Here is a 24,909-nt window from a genome sequence, read left to right as displayed (position 1 = left end):
AGTCAACTTATCAACAGAAAAGAGTGTGGATAACGTGTGGATTAGTGGGGAAAACTATTTTCTCCTCTTACAGTTCTTAGGCTTTCCATTGTCTGTGTTTTTTTTCATTTTTGTTCCCCTCCTCTGGCAAAGTAAGGGTCAATTTTTGAATTGTTGATGGTGAAAAGCGAAACTTCTGTATGGGATGACTGCCTCGATCTGATTCGGGGACAGGTGGGTGATCAAAGCTTTAAAACATGGTTTGAGCCGATCAGACCCATAAAGCTTGAGAACGACACGCTTACCATTCAGGTTCCAAGTCAGTTTTTTTATGAATACCTGGAAGAGCACTATGTGCACTTGTTGAGGCAATGCATACAAAATGAGCTGGGCCCCGGTGGCAAGCTGGAGTATTCTGTAATTGTAGACAGCGGAAGCGTGAAGAATCAGGCGTATGCGGTAACGCTGCCGAATCAAAGACAGCACAAAAGTGCTAACAACGGATGGGGTAAAGGGGCTGACTCGCCCGAAGTGCTGAATCCTTTTGAGATGCCTTCGCTGGATAAAAACTCGAGGTATTCTAACCTTAACCCTAACTATAGCTTCGACAACTACATAGAGGGCGACTGCAACCGGCTGGCACGTTCGGCAGGTATAGCGGTAGCAGAGAAACCTGGCATTACCTCCTTTAACCCTTTGATGATTTATGGTGGTGTAGGGCTGGGTAAAACTCACCTGGTGCAGGCCATTGGTAATAAAATTGGTGAAGAGGGCAAAAACAACTTTGTGTTGTATGTTTCTTCCGAAAAGTTTACAACCCAGTTTACCGATGCCATTAAGAACAATAGCATTCAGAGCTTCACCAACTACTACCTGCAGGTAGATACGCTAATTATAGACGATGTTCAGTTTTTTAGCGGAAAGGAAAAAACTCAGGAAATGTTCTTCCATATTTTCAATCATCTGCACCAGAACGGTAAGCAAATTATAATGTCTTCGGACAGAGCTCCGCGCGATTTAAAGGGATTGCAAGACCGCTTGCTTTCACGTTTTAAATGGGGGCTTACGGCCGATCTTCAGATGCCTGATTTTGAAACCCGGATGGCCATTATTATGCGTAAGATGCAGTCCGATGGAATTTATATTCCTGACGATGTGGTGGAGTACCTGGCCTACTCGGTAGATACCAATGTGAGGGAGTTGGAAGGCGTGCTTATTTCGCTCATTGCGCATGCTACGCTCAACAAGACCGATATTAACTTGGAACTGGCTAAGCAAACGCTCAAAAACATTGTGCACGATATAGAGTCTGAAGTAGGTATTGACTACATCCAGAAAACGGTGGGCGAATACTTTCAGATTAGTGTTGAAGACCTAAAAGACAAAACCCGAAAGAAGGAGATTGTAATTGCCCGCCAGGTAGCCATGTATCTTTGCAAAGAGTACACCAACCATTCCTTAAAATCTATTGGCTACCACTTTGGCGGAAGAGACCACAGCACGGTAATTCATGCGGTGCAATCGGTGAGTGATATGATGGATATCGACCAAAAATTTGCTCAGGCCATAGAAGAGCTGAAGAAGAAGATGAAAATGAAGTTGGTTTAGGACTTCCGTTCACTAGTTTTCCGTTTTCAGTAGCAGAAACGACTCCTCGTCATGTTGCCCTACAGTGATTTCCAGAGTGTGTTTGAAGTTTTCTGATTTTCGAATCTCAGTTTCCAGCTCGGAAAATAAATCAAAAAAGATCAGATAAATTTCGCCAGAGAGGTAGTTTGGGACTTTTGCCACCATTTGTGTCTTCACAAATGGCTTCTATAGCCCGCTATGAAGACACAGCTTGTTGCTCAGGTTGCCTATTTACTTCTGTGTGATCTAAATAGTTAGCCCTGTCCAATCCAATTCTTTTCCGAATTGGGTTAGTTTTAATGCCACCACCAGGTTCTGTGCAATTGAAGTTTATAAACTGATCTTCAATTTCTATGAGTATCTCTCTTCTGGTACTGTTCCTTATAATTTTCTTGCTTCTAATCTTCGTTACCAAATGTCCTGCCTCTTCATATGGTTTATCAATTGGCTCTTCAAAACGACTGTGAAGTTACAGTTTGCGGTGTAATTTTGCTCATGCCCCCGGACCAAAAGAAAATGTAGCCGATATAAACGAAAAAAGGGGGCCTTGGCCCCCTTCATCGACATTCCCTACGCGCTATTTATCCAGGGAAACGGATTGTATGAATCTTTTGCCTCTGGTGGTCATTTGAATGGTATAGCTTCCCTTCTTAAGCCTTGAAAGATCGAATCGTTTCAGGTTTTCAGAAGAAATTCGTTCAAAGGCCAACCGATTGGAATCTACATCAAATATGGAAACCCATATTTCATCTGTAAATTCATCGGCAATAATTACATCCAGCTTGTCTCCATTCATGGCCAGCTTAGGCTTGACAATGGTTACCTGATCGGCTGTTTTAACCAAGGCTGAGTCAGAGGTAAGTACCACCGGAATGGCGGTAAAGCTATCTGCGCTTTCAATTTCTAGAATGTACTCCCCATTAGCGATGGCTGCCAGTTCCAGTCTTTTGGCAAAGTGTTCTCCCGATTTTACTGATTCTTTATAGAGTGCTTTACCTTGTTCGTTTCTAAGCTGGATTCCGGTGTTGGCATTGCCCAGACCAAAGGCTACTACGGCCACTGTTTTGGCACCAACATTTTCAACCTTCACTTTTGGTTTGTCATTAGCCATTACAAAAGTTGATGTTGCGACTATCGCAAGTGTCAACATTGCTTTTCTTATTGTTTTCATAGTGCTAATTGTTTTCTGTTTTAAACCAATTACGAGTACAAAGGTATGTTTGGCCTAAGGCCTTCACTACTACCAGATTTGTAAGTTTGTGTGCTATTTTAACCTAATAGAGTAAGTGTTTCGCTTATTTAGATAGTATAGCATATAATAGAGCTAATTTTGTGGAGGTGTTGAGGAACTCTATGGAGTATTTTTGTCTTATTAGCCTGTTCATTAATACTAACTTATGCTTAACAAACCGGCACTGGAACAAATAGTACCCACCGTTGGGAGCAGCTTTCTGGTAAGGCGCTACTCTCAATCGTGCGAAAATATTTTGGCCAATTGGCACTTTCATCCGGAAGTAGAACTAGTTTACGTTCAGGGAGGTACCGGCAAGCGGCATATTGGTAAGCACCTCTCTTACTTCAATGATGGAGATCTTATTCTTATGGGGGCTTATTTGCCTCACTATGGTTTTACTGACAGGCTTACAGGCAATAGTTCTGAAACAGTGGTTCAGTTTAAGCAAGATTTTCTGGGAGAGTCTTTTTTTGATATTCCCGAAATGAACGGTGTGAAGCAATTGTTGGAGTTGGCGAAAAAGGGAATTGCCTTTTATGGAAGCACCAAAGAGCAGGTAGGCAAAAAGATTGAGTCGCTGGCTTTCGCGAGCCAATTTGGCCGCCTTTTAGGGCTTATTGAGATTCTGAATGACCTGGCGCAGTCCAAAGAATATACTGTACTGAATGCAGAGGGGGTAGCTATGGCGGTTGACACGAAAGACAACGACCGTATGAATGATATATACAGTTTCATTCGCTCGCACTTTAAGGAGCATATCTCTCTAGATCAGATAGCCGATAAGGTGAATATGACGGTTCCGGCTTTTTGCCGTTACTTCAAGAAAATATCACGCAAAACTTTTACGCAGTTTGTCAACGAGTATAGGGTGGTTCATGCGTCAAAGCTGTTGGCGGAAACCTCCCTGTCCATTACAGAGGTGAGTTTTGAAAGTGGGTTTAACAACTTCTCGCACTTCAATAAATCGTTCAAATCCTTTACCGGCAAGAGCCCTTCAGCTTATAGAAAGGAGTTTAAGAATATTATTGCGGAAGAATGATTGGCCGGAGGAGTGGAGCTACTCGTGCGCTTTTGAATGGATGACTAAATCCAAATGCCTAAACATGACCAGTTAGGGGTGGTAGTTAAAACCCAAAGCCTATCTCAAGAGCTAACTCTGTAGAGTGTTTCTACCCATCGGGAGGTTTTGCCCCCTCTTAAGGGTTCCCCCTCCGGGAAGAGTTACCTCCCGGCATGGTCTTTCAGATAGGCTTTGGTAACCTACTCAAGTTTATTGAAATCGGTAGGTTAAGGTGCGTTGTGTTCCGCTCTTATCGATTATCTCAAAGTAAATTCGACCGTAGTAGTTTTGAATGTACTTGGCTACAGCTTCAGGGTCTTGCGCTCCTCTTCTGTTTATGGCCAAAATCACATCGCCTTCTTCCAGGTCCAGTCTGCGCATAAAACCTCGTTCCTTATCTATTTTACTAACTACAACCCCAATTTTGAGCCCCATGCGTTGTTTCTCGCCAGGTGTTAATTTGCGTAGCTCTGCCCCCAGATAGTTAGAGAAATAAATATCGTCTTTATCTAAGGCTTCTTCGCCCAAAATTTCGGTGTTTCCGTAAACGTTTTCCAACACCAGTTCAGTCTCAAACAGTCGGCCGTTGCGTTCGTATTGTACAGTGATTTTATCGCCAGGTGATCTGGATCCGATTACCTCATCATAGCTGGATTTACTGCTGATATTTTTGCCATCAATGCGTTTAATCACATCGCCAGGCTCCAGCCCGGCATTGTCGGCCGCCCCCTGTCTTCTAATGCTCTCTACCAATACGCCATTCAGGTTTTTAATGCCTGCTTTTTTGGCCAGATTTTCATCAATATCCAACACTTCGGCACCGGTAAATGCTTTTTGAACCACCTTATACTTTTTGAGGTCTTCTACAATCTTTACCACAATGTCTGAGGGTACAGCAAAGCCGTAGCCTGCATAAGAACCGGTACGAGAAATAATAGAAGTGTTAATGCCTATCAGGTTGCCGTTAATGTCTACCAGAGCACCTCCTGAGTTACCGGGATTAATGGCAGCATCGGTTTGAATGTATTGCTCAATGGGGAAGTTTTCGCGCAGAGCATTCGCTTCTCCCCCAAGGGCACTTACAATACCGGCTGTAACGGTAGAGGTGAGGTTAAAAGGGTTTCCTACAGCCAACACCCAATCGCCTACTTTTACCGTGCTGCTTTTGGCAATATTGATTGCCGGAAGGTTGTTTGCCTCTATTTTCAGTACAGCAATATCCATGTCAGGATCGGTGCCCACCAGAGTGGCTCTATAGGTTCGTTTTTCATGTTGTACTTCTATTTCATCGGCCCCTTTTATTACGTGGTTGTTGGTGATAATATAACCGTCTTCCGAATAGATGACCCCAGAGCCACTACCGATGGCTACCTCATTGCTGGGTACTTCGCGTCCGTAAAAGTAGTCTAGGAAAGAAAGGCTTCTCCGGCTGCGTTGCAGGTTCTTAATATAAACCACACTGTGTACACTTTTTTCGGCCGCTCTTCGAAAGTCTACAGGAAGCGCAGCGTTGCTTTCATCGTTATAGTTGCTAAAGTTGTTGGCGCGCTGATAGGTCGGAACTTCTCTAATAATTTCGGTAACCGGAGTTGGCTGAACTACCTGCTGGTAGAGGTAAGCTCCTCCAAGACCACTGAGAAATGCTATGAGTACTATTCTAAAATTAGTTTTCATGGGTTTCTGCTTTGTTTTTGAACTCGAACCAATAGGCTCAGGGTAATTCAATACCGTTGGGTGTGCTTATTTGAACGGACAGACAAAAAACGTGCAATGCCTTACGGGACTGTCATTTTGTACGTTTTGCCTTCCACACATCAAAAATACGTAGCCACATTAGTAAGGATTTCTGCATTGTGTTAATTATGGTTAACACACTAACTACTAAGCAACCCCATATGTTGGCCGGCAGGTTAGGTGGGTTTGGTTCACTTTGAAAAAGGCATAAATTTGCAGGGCTGCTCAGGCACTTATCAAACTTTTGCCGGCCTTGGCAGTCTTTAAGATTTAAATACTTCTCCTTGACTTCAGCAAAAAAGCACATAGCCCTTTTAGGTTCAACAGGATCAATTGGGACACAGGCCCTTGAGGTAATTGCCAGCCATCCGGATCAGTTTGAGGTGGAGGTACTCACGGCAGGCTCCAATGCACAACTGCTTATTGAGCAGGCTCAGAGGTTTAACCCCAATGTGGTGGTTATTGGAAATGAAGAGCTGTATGACCATGTTTTTGCCGCTCTGGATCCTTTGGATATAAAGGTATATGCCGGAACGGCTGCCCTTTGCTCTGTAGTGCAAATGGATACAATTGATATGGTGCTGACTGCTCTGGTGGGATATGCCGGGTTGAAACCTACTATTGCTGCCATTGAAGCTAAGAAGCACATAGCGCTGGCTAATAAAGAAACTTTGGTTGTGGCCGGAGATCTGATAACCTCTCTGGCCCGGGAAAATGCTGTGAATATTTATCCTGTAGACTCCGAACATTCGGCTATTTTTCAATGCCTTGTAGGGGAATTTCATAACCCAATTGAAAAAATTGTACTTACCGCATCGGGAGGGCCTTTTAGAGGGTTTGATAAAGATAAGTTGGCTCGTGTTACGAAAGCCCAGGCCTTGAAACATCCCAATTGGGACATGGGGGCCAAAATCACCATCGATTCGGCCAGCCTTATGAACAAAGGGCTGGAGGTTATAGAGGCCAAATGGTTGTTTGCACTGTCGGCCCGGCAGATTGAAGTGATTGTACACCCACAATCCATTGTTCATTCGCTGGTGCAGTTCAAAGACGGAAGTATGAAGGCTCAAATGGGATTGCCCGATATGAAGCTGCCCATACAGTATGCCCTGGCCTATCCGCAGCGTCTGAGTTCAGATTTTCCCAGGTTTAACTTTTTGGATTATCCTCAGCTCACCTTTGAGCAGCCCGATATAGAAACATTCAGAAATTTACAACTCGCCTACGATGCCATGAACAAAGGAGGAAACATGCCATGTATACTTAATGCGGCAAATGAGGTGGCTGTTGAGAAGTTTTTGAATGATGATATTGGCTTTTTGGAAATGTCTGACTTGATTGCAGACTGCATGCACAAGGTATCTTTTATAGAAAAGCCTTCGTATGAAGATTACGTCCACTCGGACCTGGAAACTAGAGAATTAGCAAAAGCACTTAAATATTAATGGAAACCATAGTTCAAGTCGCACAGCTCTTGCTGGCGTTATCAATATTAGTAGGGATACACGAAGCGGGGCACATGCTTACCGCTAAAATGTTTGGAATGAAGGTGGAGAAGTTCTTTATAGGGTTTCCGCCCACCCTTTTTTCTTTTAAAAAGGGAGAAACTGAGTACGGCCTGGGAGCTATACCCCTGGGAGGGTTTGTCAAAATTTCAGGAATGATCGATGAGTCTCTGGACAAAGAGCAAATGGCTCAGCCTCCGCAGCCCTGGGAGTTTAGATCTAAGCCTGCCTGGCAAAGGCTTATTGTTATGCTAGGAGGTATTATTGTCAATGTGATTGCCGGGGTAATAGCTTTTATTATTCTTACCTATAATCTGGGAGAAACTTACCTACCGGCCGAGCTTACCAAAGAGCAGGGTATTGTAGCCGGAGAGATTGCTCAGGAGGTTGGTTTTCAAACGGGCGATAAGGTGCTCAAAGTAAATGGCGAAGATTATGACCGGGTTTCAGATATATGGAGCGGAGAAACTCTTCTGGCTTCCGGAGCTTTCTGGACCATCGAACGTAACGGAGAAGTTATAGACTTACCCGTGCCAAGTGGCTTTATCAATAAGCTCAACGATGATACCTTCGAGATAAACTTTATTGTTCCCAGAAGGCCAATAGAAGTAGAAGCTCTTCAGGAAGGGTTCGACATTCCCTTACAAAAGGGCGATAGAATTGTGGGCATCAATGGCCGCAATGTGGAGTACCTCGATGAGTTAAGGACAGAACTGGAAACGCTTATGGGGCAAACGGCAACGGTGCAAGTTCAAAGAGGGGGGCAGGAACTCTCCTTTGATTTGCCGGTTGATGAAAGAGGGCAAATTGGCTTTGTGCTCACCAACCCCTTTAGAAGAGATGACTATACCTTGGGAGAAGCTATTCCAAGAGGAGCCAGCAAGGCTTTTGGCGCAGTAATACTCAATGCCAAGGCTCTGGGTAAGATGTTTGATGGAGACGTAGACCCTCGCTCGTTAAGCGGCCCCATAGGTATTGTGAATATGTTTCCTAAAACCTGGGATTGGAACCAGTTTTGGTACACCACCGGATTTATTTCAATGATTTTGGCCTTTATGAACCTACTGCCTATTCCCGCTCTCGATGGTGGGCATGTGGTGTTCTTGCTCTACGAAATGATTTCCGGTTCGGCACCTTCCGACAAGTTTCTTGAAGGAGCACAAAAGGTGGGCATGGTTATCTTGCTCTTGCTAATGGTCTTTGTATTCGGAAACGATATTTTGAAGATCTTCGGGATTTAGTTGCCCGTAGAGCCCAATTCCTTATTGTTCTTAGGCGGGTCACGATAAATTTCGAATTCTACCCGCCTGTTTAATTTTTTGTCTTCCTCGGTTTTTTCTTCCGGAACAATCGGTTTTTCGCTGCCGTATCCAATGGCAAAAATCCGATTCTCCTGAATGTTGCCTTTGTTCACTATATAGCGTTTTATGGCATTGGCTCTTTCTTGGGAGAGCTTCAGGTTGAGTACTGCATTTCCACTGGAATCCGTATGACCGGAGATGTTCAGGTTAAAGGTGGGGTGATCAATAAGAAAGTCAATAACCTTTTGCAGGTCGGCATGCATATGGGGTAATATTTCCGCGCTTCCGTTGGCAAATTCTAAAGAAGCAAATTCAATGGTACTGGCCACTCGCTCTACCACCCCCTCATATTCCATGTCGCCATCGAGAAAGAAGAGCTTTTCCAGCCTAAAAAATTCATCGCCCTGAACAATGAGTAGATAATTTCGATTGTTAATCAGGTCGAATTCAAACGTACCATCATCTCGCGCAAACTTAGGAGCCACCTCTACGCCTTCGTCCAGGTCTATAATAGAGACCACTGCGTTTTGCGGAATCTTACCCGTAAGCGTTTTTATTTTTCCCGAAAAGCGTGTAGTGGCCAAAGGCTGCCCTTCCATGGGAAGCGGAAAAGAGTACAGATCCAGATTTTTCATACTCTCCTCTTCAGAGCGGGCATAGTAAATATAGTTAGACTGCTGGTCTATGGAAAAATAAAACTCAGTGCCTTTACCATTCACCAAGGGGCCAATGTTGATGGGCTCCGACCAGGCTCCTCCAATTTTGTAGCTCTTATAAATATCGTAATCGCCAAAATTGAGCAAATGCCCATTTGAGCTAAAATAGAGTACGTTGTGTTCGGGGTGAAAAAAAGGACTCACCTCATTGTTTCGGGTGTTGATTATGGGGCCTAGGTTTTTGGCCTGACCCCATTTGCCCTTAGGGTCTTTTGCAGAGTAGTACAGGTCGGCCAACCCAAAGCCGCCCCTTCGGTCTGATGAAAAATACAGCGTATCCTCCGTAACGTTTAAGGTGGGGTGTGAGTCCCAACCATCAGAATTGACCAGTTTACCCAGGTTTTCCGGTTCCGTCCAGAGTGTGTCTCCCTGAAAAGTGGAAGAGTATAAATCACAATTGCCCAGGCCATCGGGCGATTCGCAACGCGAGAAGTAAAGGGTTTTTCCATCCCTCGTCAGATAGCCCGAACCTTCATTATAGCGCGAGTTTATTTTCTCAAACATCTGCGCTTTTCCCCAATTACCATTTTCCAGTTTGGTAATGAATATATCTTCGTTCACATATTTATTTATTCCCGTATTCACGGAGTTGCGTTTAGAGGTAAATATGAGTACCGAGTCGTTTTTGGTTACCATGGGCGCGTAGTCTTCATGGTTAGAGTTTACCAGCCCTCCCATAGAGGTAAGCACTCCTCTAGGGGGAATAAGGGTGTCTACCTGTCTTCTGAATTCAACCAGCTCATAATAATAGTCGAGCGGAACATAGTACTCCTTTTTGTTTTTGTTGATGGAGTCGTAGCGGGCAAGAATTTTAGGAATATCAAGGCCTTTGCGGTGGTGCTTCAGTACCAGTGCGTAGAGAGGTTTGGCTTGTTCAGGAGACCCGAATATTTCGGTGAGTTTGGCCAGGCGCCAGAGGTAATAGGTTTGGTGGGCAAAGTTTTGAGTGCCGAAATTAGATACATACTCTTTGAGCAATGGATAAAGCGCCTCCCAATCTTTGGCTTGGTCCAGTTCTTCAATTTTGCGTTGTAGTTTGGGATTTAGATAAACCGGGTCGCCATTAATATTCTTAAAGATGAGGTCAGTAATTTCAATATGAACAGAGTCTGAACTGAGTTCCAACTTTTCGGCACCCCTGTTTTTCTTATTCTTTTTACCGAATAGTTGTCCCTGAGCTGCTGAATAACAACAACAAAGTATAACGAGCGAGAGAAGGAGGCCTCGTTTATACATGAGCATACACTTAGTTGAGTGTCGGTGAAAGAATAAACAGTAAGTTACGCAGCATTTTATAACAATCAAAAACCAGAGGGCTGCCAAATAGGCTTTGGCATAGGGCTTGCAATTCCCTATAGCCCTGTAAAATTGTGACATAATGTGTCATCTTGACACTTGCGTATGAAAATAGATAGACAAATGATCGGTACCATCCTGGCTGCAGAAATGAGTGAAGAAGGAGGGGAGTTAATTCAGATGATAGCCCCCGATGAGGATGAAGCCGTAGAAAATGATGCCTTGCCGGAAGAGCTCCCCATTTTGGCTGTAAGAAACACAGTACTTTTTCCCGGAGTCTTAATTCCAATAACCGTTGGGCGTCAGAAATCCATTCGGGTAGTAAAACAGGCCTATAAGGGCGATAAAATAATTGGTGTATTAACCCAGCAAAACCCCAAGCAAGACGATCCGGTCGGTAGCGACCTTTTTCAGGTTGGAACGGTGGCAAAAATTGTAAAAATGCTGGTACTGCCCGATGGTAACACTACCATTATTGTTCAGGGTAAGCAACGCTTTTTAGTAAAAGAGTTTGTGGCTGAGTCGCCTGTGCTTAAAGCCAAGGTAGAGTTTCTCACAGAGAACTTTCCTAAACGCCCAAGCAAAGAGGTTAAGGCTATTATTCAGTCAATCAGAGATACGGCCAACCGAATTATGGCGCTTAATCCTGAAATTCCCAAAGAGGCTCAGGTGGCGCTGGAAAATATTGAGAAGGCCAGTTTTTTGGTGCACTTCCTTTCGTCCAACATCAATGCAGAGGCCAGAGAAAAACAGGTGTTGCTGGAGATTAACGATGGGGTAGAAAGAGCCACTAAGCTTTTGCAGTATCTAATGAAAGAAATGCAAATGCTTGAACTCAAGAGTGAAATACAAAACAAAGTTCACTCCGATATAGATCAGCAGCAGCGCGATTACTTTCTAAGACAGCAAATGAAAGTATTGCAAGATGAGCTTGGCGAAGGTGGACCCGAACGAGAAGTAGAAGCTCTGCGCGAAAAAGGAAGAAATAAAAAATGGCCCGAAAAAGTTGCTGCTCACTTCAACAAGGAGCTCGATAAAATTTTGCGGATGAATCACATGGCTGCCGAGTATCCTATTGCCATGAACTATGCAGAAATGATGGTTGAGCTGCCATGGGGAGAATACTCGGAAGATGATCTGGACCTCAAAAAAGCCAAAAAGATTCTGGACGATGATCATTTTGGTTTAGAGAAAGTAAAAGACCGCATTCTGGAGTATCTGGCCGTGCTTAAGCTAAAGAACGACCTAAAAGGTCCTATACTTTGTTTGTATGGTCCTCCCGGTGTGGGCAAAACCTCTTTGGGGCGTTCCATTGCCAAAGCTTTGGGTAGACAATATGTCAGAATGTCACTCGGAGGAGTGCACGATGAAGCCGAAATTCGAGGGCATAGAAAAACCTATGTGGGAGCCATGCCCGGAAAGGTGATTCAAAATATTAAGAAGTCTAAGTATTCTAACCCGGTGTTTGTACTAGACGAGATAGATAAGGTGAACTCCAACTTTAGGGGCGATCCATCTTCAGCTTTGTTGGAGGTGCTCGACCCAGAACAAAACGGTGAGTTTGTCGATAACTATCTGGAGGTAGAGTACGACCTTTCAAAAGTGCTCTTTATTGCCACAGCCAATTCTCTCGATACCATTCAGCCTGCCCTGCGCGATCGTATGGAAATAATTGAAGTTTCCGGCTATACCATCGAAGAGAAGATTGAGATTGCCAAAAGGCATTTGGTACCCAAGCAGAAGAAAGAGCACGGGCTTAAAACCAAAGACTTTACGCTCGATAAGAAAACCATACAGTTCATTATAGAAGGGTATACCCGCGAAAGCGGAGTTCGAAATCTTGAGCGCGTAATTGGTTCGGTGGTGCGTTCTGTGGCTAAGTCTATTGCTATGGAAGAAGATTACCCTAAGAAGGCCACCATAGAGTTTGTAGAGAAGGTGCTCGGAGGCAGGCGTTTCGATAAAGAAATTTATCAGGACAACCGCACCGCAGGAGTGGTTACGGGCCTGGCCTGGACGGCCGTAGGGGGTGAAATACTCTTTATTGAATCTAGCCTTAGCAGAGGGAAAGGAAAGCTAACCCTTTCCGGTCAGTTGGGCGATGTAATGAAAGAGTCTGCCATGGCGGCTATCAGCTACCTCAAGTCCAATGCAGAAAGTTTAGGTATAGACTATCGGGTGTTCGAAAAATACGATTTGCATGTTCATGTTCCGGCCGGAGCAGTTCCCAAAGATGGCCCGAGTGCGGGCATTACCATGCTCACAGCTCTTGCTTCATTGTTTACCCAGCGTAAGGTACGTAGCAAATTGGCCATGACGGGGGAAATAACTCTTAAAGGCAATGTGCTCCCTGTGGGTGGAATTAAGGAGAAAATACTGGCCGCCAGAAGAGCCGGTATCAAAGAGGTGATTCTTTCTGTTCGCAATGAAAAAGATGTGCAGGAAATTGGGGAACAATACCTCAAAGGGCTGCAGTTTCACTTTGTTGAAAAAGCCGAAGAGGTGCTTGAGATTGCCCTGTTGGATCAAAAAGTAGCCAATGCTATAGAGTTTGTGTTAGAAGACTGATAAAGCCGTATTTTGCACTGATACTAAATTCATGAAACTTCGTTTGCTTATTTTCATAGTGTCAGTGTTGGGTTTTGCCGAACCATTACAAGCCCAATTGGGTGGTAGCAGAGCTTTCGAGTATCTCAATGTGCCGGGGAATACCAGGCTCATGGCTTTAGGAGGAACCAACCTCACTTCCGGAAAAGGAGACCTTTCACAAGCCCTTTACAACCCAGCGTTGTTAAACGGAAGCATGGACAACCACCTTGTTATTTCAAGGTTGGGATACTTTGCCGACATCAGCCACTTAATGGTGGGTTATGCTCGCGAGTTTGAAAAAACAGGTGTCTGGGCCTTGCAAATGGGCTATCTTAACTATGGAGACATCCAGAGTTTCGATGAGGCAGGGTTTCTCAATGGCTCATTCAGGGTGCATGAATACGTTTGGTCGGTGGGAAACTCCCACCAGTTTGGGCCCTTTTCTGTGGGTGCCAATTTAAAGTTGGCTGTTTCGGACCTTTCGTCCTATACGGCCAGTGCCTTGCTCTTCGATATGGGAGGGGGCTTTGAGCATCCGGAAAAACAATTAACCATTGGTTTTTTAGTGAGAAATCTGGGAGTTCTGCTGTCTGACTATATCGATGAAAACAACAGCCGCCTGCCCTTAGACGTACAACTTGGAGTGTCTTTTAAGCCGGAGCATATGCCGTTCAGGTTTTCGATGACAGCACGGAACCTGAACCGCGATGATGTGGTATACTATGACCCTTCAACCAACCAATTATTTGGGCAGAACAATGAGCCGGGTTTTTCGGAGCAGGTACTCAGGCGTTTGGTTTTTGGGGCAGAACTCTTGCTTTCTCCCAATTTTCAGCTTAGGCTAGGGTATAACCACTTATTACGTCAGGAATTAAAAAATCAGAATGCTGCCAGCGGTGGGGCAGGGTTTTCGTTTGGTTTTATGTTCAATACCAAACGATTGGAGTTTGCTTATAGTAGGGCTCTGTATCATGCCGCAGGAGGCAGCAATATGCTTCAGATGAATATAAATCTGAATCAACTTCTAAAAAAGAAAACAAATGATTGATCAAAATCTATTAACCCCAAGGCAAATTGTTGCCGAACTGGATAAATACATTATCGGACAAAAAGAGGCTAAGAAAAACGTGGCCATCGCTTTGCGAAACCGATGGCGCAGAATGCATGTGAAAAGCGACATGCAACGAGAGATTGTGCCTAACAACATACTTATGATTGGGGCAACCGGGGTGGGTAAAACCGAAATTGCCAGAAGGTTGGCCAAAATTGCCGATGCGCCATTCACTAAAGTAGAGGCTTCTAAATTTACCGAAGTGGGCTATGTGGGTCGCGATGTAGAGAGCATGGTTCGTGATCTGGTGGAGCAGTCTGTAAACCTGGTAAAGCAGGCCAAAAAAGAAGAAGTAAAAGTAAAGGCTGAACAGGCAGTGGAAGATATTATTCTCGATGCCCTCATTCCTCCGGTTAGAAATCGGGGAACAGTAAGTACAACCGAGGTGGGAGAAGCGCAAGATAGCTCCAAGATGAGCGATGCGGAGTTGAATGAAAGAACCCGGGAGCGATTCAGAGAAAAAATACGGTCAGGTGAAATAGATGACCGAAAGATTGAGGTTTCGGTACAAGCTCCTCAGGGAAATGGTATAGGCATGATTGGCGGTGGTATGGACGAAGCATCTATGATCAACCTGCAAGACATGCTACAGAATATGTTGCCTAAAAGAACTAAAAAGCGCAAGGTGACTATTGCCGAAGCCAAGAAACTGCTGCTGGAAGAAGAGAGTGCCAAACTCATTGATATGGATGAGGTGAAAGAAGAGGCTATTAAAAAAGCAGAAAACACCGGTATTATTTTTATTGATGAGATAGATAAAATTGCAGGGGGCTCAAAGAAAAATGGAGGTGGCCCCGATGTGAGCCGAGAAGGTGTGCAGCGCGATTTGCTGCCCATTGTAGAAGGTAGTGCTGTGAATACCAAATATGGAGTGATTAACACCGACCATATTCTCTTTGTAGCTGCGGGGGCTTTTCATGTGGCTAAACCCTCAGACCTTATTCCGGAACTTCAGGGAAGATTTCCCATTCGGGTAGAACTAAATAGCCTTACGGAAGCCGATTTTTACCAAATTCTGAAAGAACCAAAGAATGCCCTTACTAAACAGTATGAGGCCCTGATAGCTTCTGAAGGGGTGAGCCTGGAATACTCCGATGAGGCGCTGCACGAAATAGCCCGAATAGCTTTTCATATCAATGCCGAAGTGGAGAATATTGGCGCCAGAAGACTTCATACGGTAATGAGCAAGTTGCTCAATGATATTCTCTTCGACATTCCCGAGCAAATACCGCCCAATGCTAAAGTGTTAATTACCAAAGAAATGGTACAGGAAAGGTTAAATGGTCTGGTACAGAATAAAGACTTGAGCGAGTTTATTCTTTAGTACGGAGTATTGGGTATTAAGTATTGAGAGGGAGTTGAGCTGGTGTTCTTCTCTCTCTTTTTATTTTATTGACTCTCTAATCTTTTGGTTCTTTTATTAAAATAGATGTGTGCAATTAGGTAGGTGAGTAACAAACAAAAAATCAAAGTACCTCCCATAGCAAGAAATAGAACTCTCCATTTTTCAAGTTCATTAAACTCAAAGGCTAGTTTGTAAATAACCAGTCCTAAAAAGACAAAAAGGACCATCAAAGATGGAAGAACAGCATAAGGTTTTAAAAGAGGTGTTTTCATCGCTTGTGCTTAGACGAATATATTTAACTCACTTGTTTTTAGGGAAATCATAGTAAAACTTCTTCCCGGTTCCTCTCTTTGCCTGACTCCATGAGTCTATAAAGAAGTCAATACCACAGATGCCACACGTGGGTAGATTGTCTAGTCTAAAGTCAGACAATTCGTTGATAAGATAGGTGAGGCCGGGGTTATGACCAAACAGCATAATCACACCATAGTTATCGCTAAAGTTCCTAATCAGCTGCCTTAACTCCTGGCTCGAGGCATGATAGTGTTGCTTGTCTTCTACAATGTGGCTTTCAGGATAGCCCAAAACGGAGGCAAATCCACGAGCCGTGGTTATGGCTCGGTTGGCCGGAGAAGAAATCATTAGCTCCGGCTTTAGTCCCAATTTTTTTATCCGGGTAGCCATGTCCGGAACGTCTTTTTCTCCCCGGTGATTAAGAGGTCGCTCAAAATCAGAGAGTTCCGGAAAGCCCCAGCTCGACTTGGCATGCCGCACAATTAACAGTCTTTTCATACGTAAGTAGTAGAGAGTGTCAAACTAATTGCTAGCTTTGACGCATTATTTAATACTATTATTACAAATTACAATGAAAACAGGTACCGTAAAATTCTTCAACGATGAGAAAGGCTTCGGCTTTATCGTTGATGACGAAAATGGAAAAGATGTCTTCGTTCACGTGTCAGGTACAGTGGATGCCATCGAAAAGAACGACAAAGTTTCTTTTGATACTGAGGAAGGCAGAAGAGGCGTTAATGCCGTGAATGTCAAGAAAATATAGTTAAAAGAATTATAGATTTTTGATTACCAAAGCCCTGATCGGATGAATCCGATCAGGGCTTTTACTTTTTAATTAGAACAGGTGGTGTCTATGAAATTACTATCCCAACATCTAAAGGCATCGTCTCCAAAGCGTGATTCTGATTTTACTTTGCCGGCACGAGTGTTAGCATTGTAGAGAATAAACACCTCATAATCTTCTTCAGTTTTGCTTTCAATAGAAACTTCGTAGAAATGGGTAAAGCCATTTTCAGTAGTGGTTCCGTATTCAATGTAGCTGTCTACCTTATCGGCTTGCTCGTCTACCAGGGTATAGGCCGCTTCTACTTCGTTTCCTTCTTTCTCCCATTCAATGGTCAAAACAGCTCTTGGCTCAGAAGGACTTTTATACAGGGTCCAACTTCCGCCAGTGTTGTCTAATTCAGATTCTCCGGTAAACCACAGAAAGTTCTCAAACTGCCCTTCTGCTGAAAGGTACATCTCCCACTCAATTTCATCTTCTTCGCGCTCTCCATACAAGGTAGCTTCGTAAGTTTTGTCACCTACTGTAACGGAGTATGACGACTTCCAGCGTTGTTCATCCTGAAGGTATATAAAAGGATGGTTGAAAGACTCCTTGAAGGCGGCCACGGGAACGGCCAGCTGCAGTTTTAAAATACTTTGCCAGAATACCACATTGGCAGCGGCATAAGTAAAGTGTTCTCTGTCTTGATTATCATTTTTAGAAGAATTTTCTCCATTTGAGGGAAAAGCCCCCATTTCAGCCGACATAGATTCGGCCGGAGGCAGCTGTGGTGCTGTTGGGCTGGCATCTTCATTAGCATTGTCGCAGGCCACAAAAACGAGCGTGGCGGCCACTAAAAAGCTGAAATACGTTTTTCCAATAGGTTTCATAATAGAATAGGGTTTGATTTTTCTTCCTAGAAAATCCAAACCCTATGCCATACTGCACCAGTTAGTCATTCCAAAGGCTCTCGGCAGTGTATGGGCCTCCTTCTCTTTCCCAGAACTTACCATCGATATAGCGATAGCCCATATCTAGTTTGTTGATTTCCATTATTTCGTAATCGCTCAAAGGAATGTTGGCCGATTCAAGGTTGGCTTTGAGTCGCTGGGGATTTACCGACTTAGGGATTACACATGTGCCACGCGCTTCTGCCCATTTAATTAGAATTTGTGCAGGGTGTACTCCATGGTTTTTTGCGATAGCCTGAATACGCGGTAATTCGAACATGTCTGGCTCATCGTTGTTCTTCATGCCTGCGCTTCTATCGCGAGAGCCCAAAGGAGAATAGGCCGTGTAGAGAATGTCATGTTTCTTGCAGAACTCCAGTAGTTCGGTTTGGGCCAACAAGGGGTGTGATTCTACCTGGTTCATTTCTGGCACAATGCGCGCCTCTTTAATAAGCTCCTGAAGTTTAGGGATGTTGAAGTTAGAAACCCCAATGTGGCGGGTAAGCCCAAGGTCTACCAGCTTTTCCATGGCTTTCCAGGTATCAATTAGAGGAATTTCTTCCAGACTAATGAAATCATCGGCTTTTTCAGGAAAGCCTACCCCTTTTTTTACGGCTACAGGCCAGTGCATAAGATAGAGGTCCAGGTAGTCCAGCTGTAGGTCCTGAAGCGTTTCTCTAATGTTCTCCTCTACATCGTTAGGGTGATGGTAGGTGTTCCATAATTTGGAAGTAACAAATAACTCTTCGCGGGTTACATCACCTTCGGCAAAGGCATCGGCAAAGGCCTGGCCAATTTCTTTTTCGTTTTTATAAATCCAGGCGCAATCAATGTGTCGATAACCAATTTTTATGGCCTCTCTTACTGCTTTATACACTTCTCCCGGTTCAGACTTCCAGGTGCCCAAACCTATAGCGTCTATTTTGTCTCCGTTTCTAAAAGTAAGTTGGTTCATAATCTAGCTTTTGTTTACCCAACCAATTGAGGGCTGGAGCAGTTTCAAAAAAAATCAATTTCGTAATTCCAACAACACCACATTTTCTACGTGATGGGTCTGTGGAAACATATCTACAGGTTGTACCTGGCTTAGCTTGTATTTAGCATCTAAGAGGCCAATATCACGGGCTTGAGTGGCCGGGTTGCAACTCACATAAACAATCTTTCTGGCTTCAATCTTCAGAAGCATGTCTACCACATCCGGATGCATACCTGCCCGTGGAGGATCTGTTATGATCACATCGGGTTTTTCATGAGCAGCGATAAAGGCATCGTTGAGTATATCTTTCATGTCTCCTGCATAGAAGAGAGTATTATCTATGCCGTTTATCTCAGAATTTATTTTGGCATCTTCAATGGCGGCTTCTACATACTCTATGCCTATTACCTTTTTGGCCTTTTTGGCCACAAAATTAGCAATGGTGCCGGTGCCGGTATAAAGGTCGTATACTACCTCCTGGCCTGTAAGCCCCGCAAAATCTCTGGCTACTTTATAAAGTTCATAGGCTTGCAGAGCATTGGTCTGATAAAAAGATTTGGGGCCTACCTTAAACTGAATACCTTCCATTTCTTCCATAATATAGTCGTGGCCATGATGAACCTCTACCGGCAAATCATGGAAGGTCTCGTTCGGTTTATTATTAATTACATATTGCAGTGAGGTGATTTCCGGAAACTCATTTTTCAAGAAGTCCAAAAGCTGTGCGTTCTTCTCATTTTCACAGGCAAATTGTACGATCACCATCCACTCATTTTTCACTGAATTGCGAATGATGAGGTTTCTTACGTTGCCGGTTTTTTTGACCAGGTCGTAAAACTGAATATCATTTTCTTTGCAGAATTTTTCGGCAGCCAATCGTATTTGGTTAGAAGGCTCTGGCTGGTGGTAGCAGTTTTTAATCTGTAATATTTTATCGAATCGGCCCGGAATGTGGAAGCCCAGAGCCCTACGATCAATTGCTCTATCACTTTCAATTTCATCTTGAGTAAGCCACTTCCAGTTTGTGAAAGTGTACTCCAGCTTATTGCGGTAATGCCGGGTTTTAGATGAACCCAATATTGGGTGAATCTCAGGCAGCTCAACTTTGGCAATGCGTTGCAAATTGTCTACTACCTGTTGGTGTTTATACTTAAGCTGAATAGGGTATGGAATATGTTGCCATTTGCAACCACCGCATGTACCAAAGTGTTCACAAAACGGGTCTACCCTATCGGGGCTAAAGGAGTGAAAGTGCACGGGGGTACCCTCCATAAAGTTGGGCTTTTTGCGTGTGATAAGAACGTCAACTACATCGCCAGGAGCCACCTTTTCAATGAAAATTACCTGCTCATCTACTTTAGCAATACACTTGCCTTCCGCGGCAATTCCCTGAACTTCTACCTGCTCAATAATCTTCTTTTTACCCCTGTATTTTGCCATGGCGCAAATGTAATTGATTTGAGCGGACTTCCGTTGCCAGAGCCATTTGAGGCCTTGTTGAGGGGCGAATTATAGACGTTTTATGGGTCATTATTGGTGAAACTGAATTTTTATGTCAATTTATCTTTACAAAATTTGAGGTTAGTAAAATTCTGACGTAGTTTTATTTTGGAAACTAAAATATCAATAAAGGGTCTGGCTAGTTGCGTAATGTTTGGCATTAGTTGCAATATAGCTTTCAAATCAGTGGTCTGTTGTGGTTGAGAGAGGGGTAGGTATTTTTCCAAGGCTATTGACTACCCGCTAAAACAACCGAATAATTTTTTTTGTCAACCACTTAATCTATATCAAATGAGAAAAATGCTACTGTCGCTGGCGGCTTTGCTGCTGGCGTGGGGTGCTTTTGCCCAAACACGAACCATTACGGGGCGTGTGCTCGATGACACAGGACAACCTTTGCCGCAGGCAACAGTCCTGATTAAAGGTACCTTAAATGGTACTTCTACAGACCTGGATGGTAGATATACCATCGATGCTGCCAATAATGATGTGATTATCTTCAGATTCGTAGGTTTTGTTACCAAAGAGGAGAGAGTTGGAAACCGTACGGTCATTAATGTGCAGATGGAACTTGCTGAGTCAGATGCCGGTGAGGTAATTATTGTAGGGTACGGTACTCAAAAGATGGAGGCAATAGCCGGATCGGTAGGAACGCTGGACTCCAAAAAGCTGGAGCAAATTCCTATGACCTCTTTTGAGCAATCGCTCCAGGGAAATGTGGCCGGTCTTCAGGCTACGGGTATTGACGGTTCTCCAGGGGCCAACCAGCAAATACGTATTCGTGGTATTGGCTCCATTAGTGCCTCCAGTGAACCTCTTTATGTAGTAGATGGTATTCCGGTACAGTCCGGAGACATTACCCAACTCAATAGTAACGGAGGTAGAAGTGGTAACGTAATGGCCTCTTTCAACCCCAACGACATTGAGTCGGTAACGGTATTGAAAGATGCAGCCTCTACAGCCATTTATGGTTCAAGAGGTGCCAACGGTGTAATACTCATTACCACAAAATCGGGTAAGACAGGAGAGGCCCGAATAGACCTGAACACTCTGGTAGGTTTTAACAGCGTGGCTTCGAGCAAATTGTTGCAGCCGCTGAATGCCGAGCAGTATACCCAGTTGTTTATTGAAGGCTATACCAACAGAGGTGTATCGCTGGCCGATGCACAGCAAAACCTTACCAACAGGTTTCAGCAGTTAACTGATCCCGTTACGGGAAGGCCTACCGATACCAACTGGTTGGATGCCATTACCCGCACAGGAGTTACTCAGAGTTATAACATGAGTGCCAGGGGAGGAACGGACAAGCTCAAATACTTCTTCTCAGGAGGATACTTCGACCAGGAGAGCCATATTATTGGTAGTGACTTTGAACGTATTTCAGGTCGTGTAAACCTCGATTTTAAAGCCTCAGATAACATTAGCTTTACCAATAACCTGAGTGTAGGTAGCTTCGACCAAAATGGTTTTGTTGACGGTTCTGCCTGGGCGAATCCGCTTTACAATGCCTATCTGCTTTCTCCGCTCATTCCTATAAGAGATGCACAAGGCAGGTTCAATGCCGACCATAAAAACTATTTCCCAATGGGAGGTAACAACCCTGTGGGTGCCTTAAGTGGTGATGATTCCCGACTGACAGAACAAATGAGAGTTACGGATAACTTCTCTGTAAATGTGAAGTTTGCCAACGACTTTTTGTTCCGTTCGCAATGGAACTTCGATGTAATCCAGATCAATGAGTCGCAGTATAAGAACAGACGCTATGGAGATGGTAGAAACTCCGGAGGATATGCCCAGGTGTCTACCTTACAAGACAGAAACTGGGTGGGTACGCAAACTTTGCAGTACACTAAAACCTTTGGTTCAGACCACAATTTCGATGCACTTTTAGGCTACGAGGCTCAAAAGTCTATTCGTAAAACCACCTATGGCTATGGCCAGGAGTTTCCGAACGATAAGTTAAGAACCCTTGCCAGTGCAGCTGCGGCCTACAGTGCCTCTTCTACCATTACAGAATACACCTTTGCTTCAATGTTCTCTCGTTTCAATTATGATTTTAGAGAGAAGTACTTTGCCACAGCAAGTATTCGAAGAGACGGTTCGTCACGATTTGGAGCCGATAACCGCTGGGGTACTTTCTATTCCATAGGTTTGGCCTGGGCCCTTACAGAAGAGAGCTTCTTGCAAAACTCCGGAATTATTAACTACATGAAGCTGAGAACCTCTTATGGGGTAACAGGTAATGCCGGAATTGGTAACTTCCCTTCTGTAGGACTCTACGGATATGGCAGAGATTATGATGGCCAACCGGGTGGTGAGCCCACTCAAATTGCCAATCCGGCTTTGACATGGGAGAGCCAAACCAACTTTAACATTGGTCTTGACTTTAACCTAATGGATAAACTCGATGGTACCGTAGAGTACTTCTCCAGAGTATCTGAAGATTTGATTCTGAGTGTGCCAATTTCAATGACTACAGGTTTCTCAAGCCTTACTCAAAACTTTGGGGAAATGAAAAACTCAGGTTGGGAGTTCTCATTGAACTATGCAGCCTACACCAGCTCTGATCTTTCGGTTAATGTCGGGTTTAACATTACCAAGCTTAAAAACCGACTCACTAAACTTAATGAGCCGTATACCGATGGCACTAAGCGAAGAGAAGAAGGTAGAGATTATCAGGCGTACTACTTGTTCGGATGGGCAGGAGTAGACCAAAGCAATGGTGACCCACTATTCTATACCGATGAAACAGAGTCTGAAGTAACTAATGATATCAATCAGGCGCAGAGATACTTCCAGGATAAAAGTGCTACTCCTGATTTCTTCGGAGGCTTTAACATAGAGGTTGCTTACAAGAAGTTTACCTTGAACACTCAGTTCAATTACTCTTACGGAAACTACATATACGATGCTAACGGAAGGTTTATTCATGGAGACGGCCGATTGACCCCAAGAAGTACCACCGTTTGGGCATTCGAAAACAGATGGGTTCCGGGCAAAACCGATGCTAAGCTGCCTCAGCACGTATGGGGAGATACCAAAGGAGGGCAAGCAGCCAACAGCACAAGATATCTCCACGATGCATCGTACATCAGACTGCGTAACGTAACCCTTGCTTACGATCTTTCCAGCGTAGCCACAATGATGAAGATCCGTTCATTGAGAGCTTATGTTAGAGGTACCAACCTACTAACCATTACCAGAGAAAAAGACTTGTTCCTTGACCCTGAGCAGGCTATCAATGGTGTGGCGGGTGGTCTTACCCCGGCCATCAAAACTGTATCGATTGGTGTAGATTTCGGATTTTAAGAGAGAAAAAAGAAGAACAAATGAAACTTATATATAAAATAAATATTGCAGCATTTTTACTACTGGCTGTAGCAGCTTGTTCTGACGAATTTTTGGAATTGACTCCACATCAGTCCGTTTCCAACGAACAAGCATTGACCACAATAGATGACTACAATTCTTCCATTACGGCAGTATACAACGGTTTGTCTTCTGCCAACTATTATGGACGATACTTCTTACTAGTTCCAGATGTAATGTCTGACGATGTAAAGCAGCACCCTTCGGCCAACAGAGCCAAAGATTATGCAGAGTACATTGCCACAGTAGGCGATGGTATTGCACTGGGTATGTGGCAAGAGATGTGGCAAAACATCAATGCCCTGAACGCCATTATCAATGCAGATGTAGAACTGCCTGCTGCAGTTGAGGCCGACAGAAACCATATTGTTGGTGAAGCCTACGCTCTCAGAGGGTTGGTGTACTTCGATATGGTGCGCATGTTTGCTCAGCATTATACTTATACCAGCGATGCCTCGCATTTGGGTGTGCCGTTGGTGTTAGAGTTCGATCAGTTCAATGAGCCATCCAGAAATACGGTAGAGGAGGTGTATAACCAGATTATTGCCGATATGAATCAGGGTATTTCCATGTTGAGCAACAACCCTAGAACCGGTAGAACTTCAACGCTTAACAATACAGCTGCCAAGGCTTTGCTAGCCAGAGTGTATCTGTATAAAGAAGACTGGGCCAATGCCGAGGCTTTGGCTACAGAAGTGATTAACAGTGGAGAGTATACCTTGGTTTCTAACGGAAACTACCTGAGCTCATGGTCTTCTGATTACTCGTCAGAATCGATTTTTGAGATTGCAATGACCGAAAATGACAATAGAGGCTCTGATGCCCTCGGTAGAATGTACATTGTAGAAGGTTATGGAGACTACCTTCCTTCTAACGATGTGGTTTCTCTTTATTCTAATGATGATGTGAGAAGAGGATGGTTTAAGGAAGATAACTTCCTGACCGGAGACTATGCTCCTTATCGAGTGAATAAATACCCGAGCATTAACGGTACAGACAATACCAAAGTAATCCGCTTGTCAGAAGTTTACCTTATTCGTGCAGAAGCTAAGGCCAATCAGGGCGATAATACTGCCCAGGCCGATGTGAATGCCATACGCCAGCGTGCCGATGCAACGGCCCCTCCTGTAACTGCAGTGGGACCTGCGCTTTTGGATGAGGTGCTTTTGGAGAGAAGAAAGGAATTGGCCTTTGAAGGACAAAGACTTTGGGACTTGATGAGATATAAGCAAGATGTAGTTCGAAACCAGTGTACATCTTCTATCTGTACTATCAATTACCCGAACAACAGATTCATTCTGCCTATTCCGGAAGCTGAGTTGGATGCGAATCCAAACATGCAGCCAAACCCCGGATACTAAAAGGTAAATACTGGGTTCCTCAGGTTGAAGAGCTAAGCCCGACAACCTAGGGAGCCCAACTCCTTAACAGCCGTTCCGAAGGTTCATTCTTTCTCTTCCATTAACTATGAGAGAGTTAGAAAGCTTCGGAACGGTTTCTTTTTGCCCAATAGTTTTCATAAAGTCTTTTTACTCAGTCGGGTAATTTTCATGAG

At 44.1% G+C, this 24,909-nt stretch carries 17 protein-coding genes; 10 read left to right on the top strand and 7 right to left on the bottom strand.

The features are described from left to right. The first annotated feature begins 156 nt into the window (after nt 1-156). Complete coding sequence (dnaA, locus tag IE164_RS01270) at nt 157-1,587, top strand: chromosomal replication initiator protein DnaA (protein WP_189628371.1); 1,431 nt, start codon at nt 157-159, stop codon at nt 1,585-1,587. A 598-nt stretch (nt 1,588-2,185) separates the two neighbouring features. Here dnaA and IE164_RS01265 read toward each other — a convergent pair. Continuing rightward, the gene (locus tag IE164_RS01265) at nt 2,186-2,779 is read right to left on the bottom strand and encodes a T9SS type A sorting domain-containing protein (protein ID WP_189628370.1); all 594 of its coding nucleotides are present in this window, start codon (nt 2,777-2,779) and stop codon (nt 2,186-2,188) included. A gap of 226 nt (nt 2,780-3,005) precedes the next feature. Here IE164_RS01265 and IE164_RS01260 point away from each other — a divergent pair, with 226 nt between their 5' ends. Continuing rightward, complete coding sequence (locus IE164_RS01260) at nt 3,006-3,881, top strand: AraC family transcriptional regulator (protein WP_189628369.1); 876 nt, start codon at nt 3,006-3,008, stop codon at nt 3,879-3,881. A 231-nt stretch (nt 3,882-4,112) separates the two neighbouring features. Here the strand turns inward: IE164_RS01260 and IE164_RS01255 are convergent, their stop codons facing one another. After that, nucleotides 4,113-5,576, bottom strand: coding sequence for a S1C family serine protease (locus IE164_RS01255; RefSeq protein ID WP_189628368.1), 1,464 nt, complete (start codon nt 5,574-5,576; stop codon nt 4,113-4,115). Between the two features lie 344 nt (nt 5,577-5,920). Between IE164_RS01255 and IE164_RS01250 the strand changes: the two genes are divergently transcribed. Together IE164_RS01250 and rseP are read left to right on the top strand one after the other, a co-directional pair. Beyond that, entirely contained in the window at nt 5,921-7,081 is a 1,161-nt protein-coding gene (locus IE164_RS01250) for a 1-deoxy-D-xylulose-5-phosphate reductoisomerase (protein ID WP_189628367.1), read from the top strand. After that, nucleotides 7,081-8,382, top strand: coding sequence for an RIP metalloprotease RseP (gene rseP, locus IE164_RS01245; RefSeq protein WP_189628366.1), 1,302 nt, complete (start codon nt 7,081-7,083; stop codon nt 8,380-8,382). The genes IE164_RS01250 and rseP overlap by 1 nt, the downstream gene beginning before the upstream one ends. On the opposite strand, the gene IE164_RS01240 is transcribed toward rseP, so the two are convergent. Then, nucleotides 8,379-10,394, bottom strand: coding sequence for an OmpA family protein (locus IE164_RS01240; RefSeq protein ID WP_189628365.1), 2,016 nt, complete (start codon nt 10,392-10,394; stop codon nt 8,379-8,381). The two genes, rseP and IE164_RS01240, sit on opposite strands and share 4 nt — an antisense overlap. A 165-nt stretch (nt 10,395-10,559) precedes the next feature. On the opposite strand from IE164_RS01240, the gene lon reads away from it, so the two are divergent. Genes lon through hslU form a run of 3 tightly spaced genes read left to right on the top strand, consistent with a single transcriptional unit; the run spans nt 10,560 to nt 15,478 of the window. Beyond that, nucleotides 10,560-13,022 carry an endopeptidase La gene (gene lon, locus IE164_RS01235; RefSeq protein ID WP_229838477.1) on the top strand — a complete coding sequence of 821 codons (2,463 nt, stop codon included), beginning with the start codon at nt 10,560-10,562 and terminating at the stop codon, nt 13,020-13,022. A 31-nt stretch (nt 13,023-13,053) separates the two neighbouring features. Next, nucleotides 13,054-14,091: a type IX secretion system protein PorQ gene (gene porQ, locus IE164_RS01230; protein ID WP_189628364.1), complete on the top strand. Its 1,038-nt coding sequence runs from the start codon at nt 13,054-13,056 to the stop codon at nt 14,089-14,091. Continuing rightward, the gene (gene hslU, locus IE164_RS01225; RefSeq protein WP_189628363.1) at nt 14,084-15,478 is read left to right on the top strand and encodes an ATP-dependent protease ATPase subunit HslU; all 1,395 of its coding nucleotides are present in this window, start codon (nt 14,084-14,086) and stop codon (nt 15,476-15,478) included. The genes porQ and hslU overlap by 8 nt, the downstream gene beginning before the upstream one ends. A 321-nt stretch (nt 15,479-15,799) precedes the next feature. Here the strand turns inward: hslU and IE164_RS01220 are convergent, their stop codons facing one another. Then, the gene (locus IE164_RS01220) at nt 15,800-16,291 is read right to left on the bottom strand and encodes a SixA phosphatase family protein (RefSeq protein WP_189628362.1); all 492 of its coding nucleotides are present in this window, start codon (nt 16,289-16,291) and stop codon (nt 15,800-15,802) included. Nucleotides 16,292-16,364: 73 nt separating this feature from the next. Between IE164_RS01220 and IE164_RS01215 the strand changes: the two genes are divergently transcribed. After that, nucleotides 16,365-16,556 carry a cold-shock protein gene (locus tag IE164_RS01215; RefSeq protein WP_189628361.1) on the top strand — a complete coding sequence of 64 codons (192 nt, stop codon included), beginning with the start codon at nt 16,365-16,367 and terminating at the stop codon, nt 16,554-16,556. Between the two features lie 68 nt (nt 16,557-16,624). Here IE164_RS01215 and IE164_RS01210 read toward each other — a convergent pair whose 3' ends face one another. From IE164_RS01210 to rlmD, 3 genes are all read right to left on the bottom strand, one after another. After that, nucleotides 16,625-17,449 carry a hypothetical protein gene (locus IE164_RS01210; RefSeq protein WP_189628360.1) on the bottom strand — a complete coding sequence of 275 codons (825 nt, stop codon included), beginning with the start codon at nt 17,447-17,449 and terminating at the stop codon, nt 16,625-16,627. Between the two features lie 61 nt (nt 17,450-17,510). After that, on the bottom strand, nt 17,511-18,464 hold the full coding sequence (locus IE164_RS01205) for an aldo/keto reductase (protein WP_189628359.1): 954 nt from the start codon (nt 18,462-18,464) through the stop codon (nt 17,511-17,513). A gap of 54 nt (nt 18,465-18,518) precedes the next feature. After that, on the bottom strand, nt 18,519-19,925 hold the full coding sequence (rlmD, locus tag IE164_RS01200; protein ID WP_189628358.1) for a 23S rRNA (uracil(1939)-C(5))-methyltransferase RlmD: 1,407 nt from the start codon (nt 19,923-19,925) through the stop codon (nt 18,519-18,521). Nucleotides 19,926-20,276: 351 nt separating this feature from the next. On the opposite strand from rlmD, the gene IE164_RS01195 reads away from it, so the two are divergent. Next, nucleotides 20,277-23,294 (top strand): SusC/RagA family TonB-linked outer membrane protein, encoded by a 3,018-nt coding sequence (locus tag IE164_RS01195; RefSeq protein ID WP_189628357.1) that lies wholly within the window; start codon nt 20,277-20,279, stop codon nt 23,292-23,294. A 20-nt stretch (nt 23,295-23,314) separates the two neighbouring features. Then, on the top strand, nt 23,315-24,715 hold the full coding sequence (locus IE164_RS01190) for a RagB/SusD family nutrient uptake outer membrane protein (protein ID WP_189628356.1): 1,401 nt from the start codon (nt 23,315-23,317) through the stop codon (nt 24,713-24,715). Nucleotides 24,716-24,909: the final 194 nt, after the last annotated feature.

The organism is Roseivirga thermotolerans, assembly GCF_014653175.1.
GTDB classification, from domain to species: Bacteria; Bacteroidota; Bacteroidia; order Cytophagales; family Cyclobacteriaceae; genus Roseivirga; species Roseivirga thermotolerans.
Note: the sequence above shows the minus strand (reverse complement) of the source record. Positions and strands in the feature narration are given on the sequence as shown.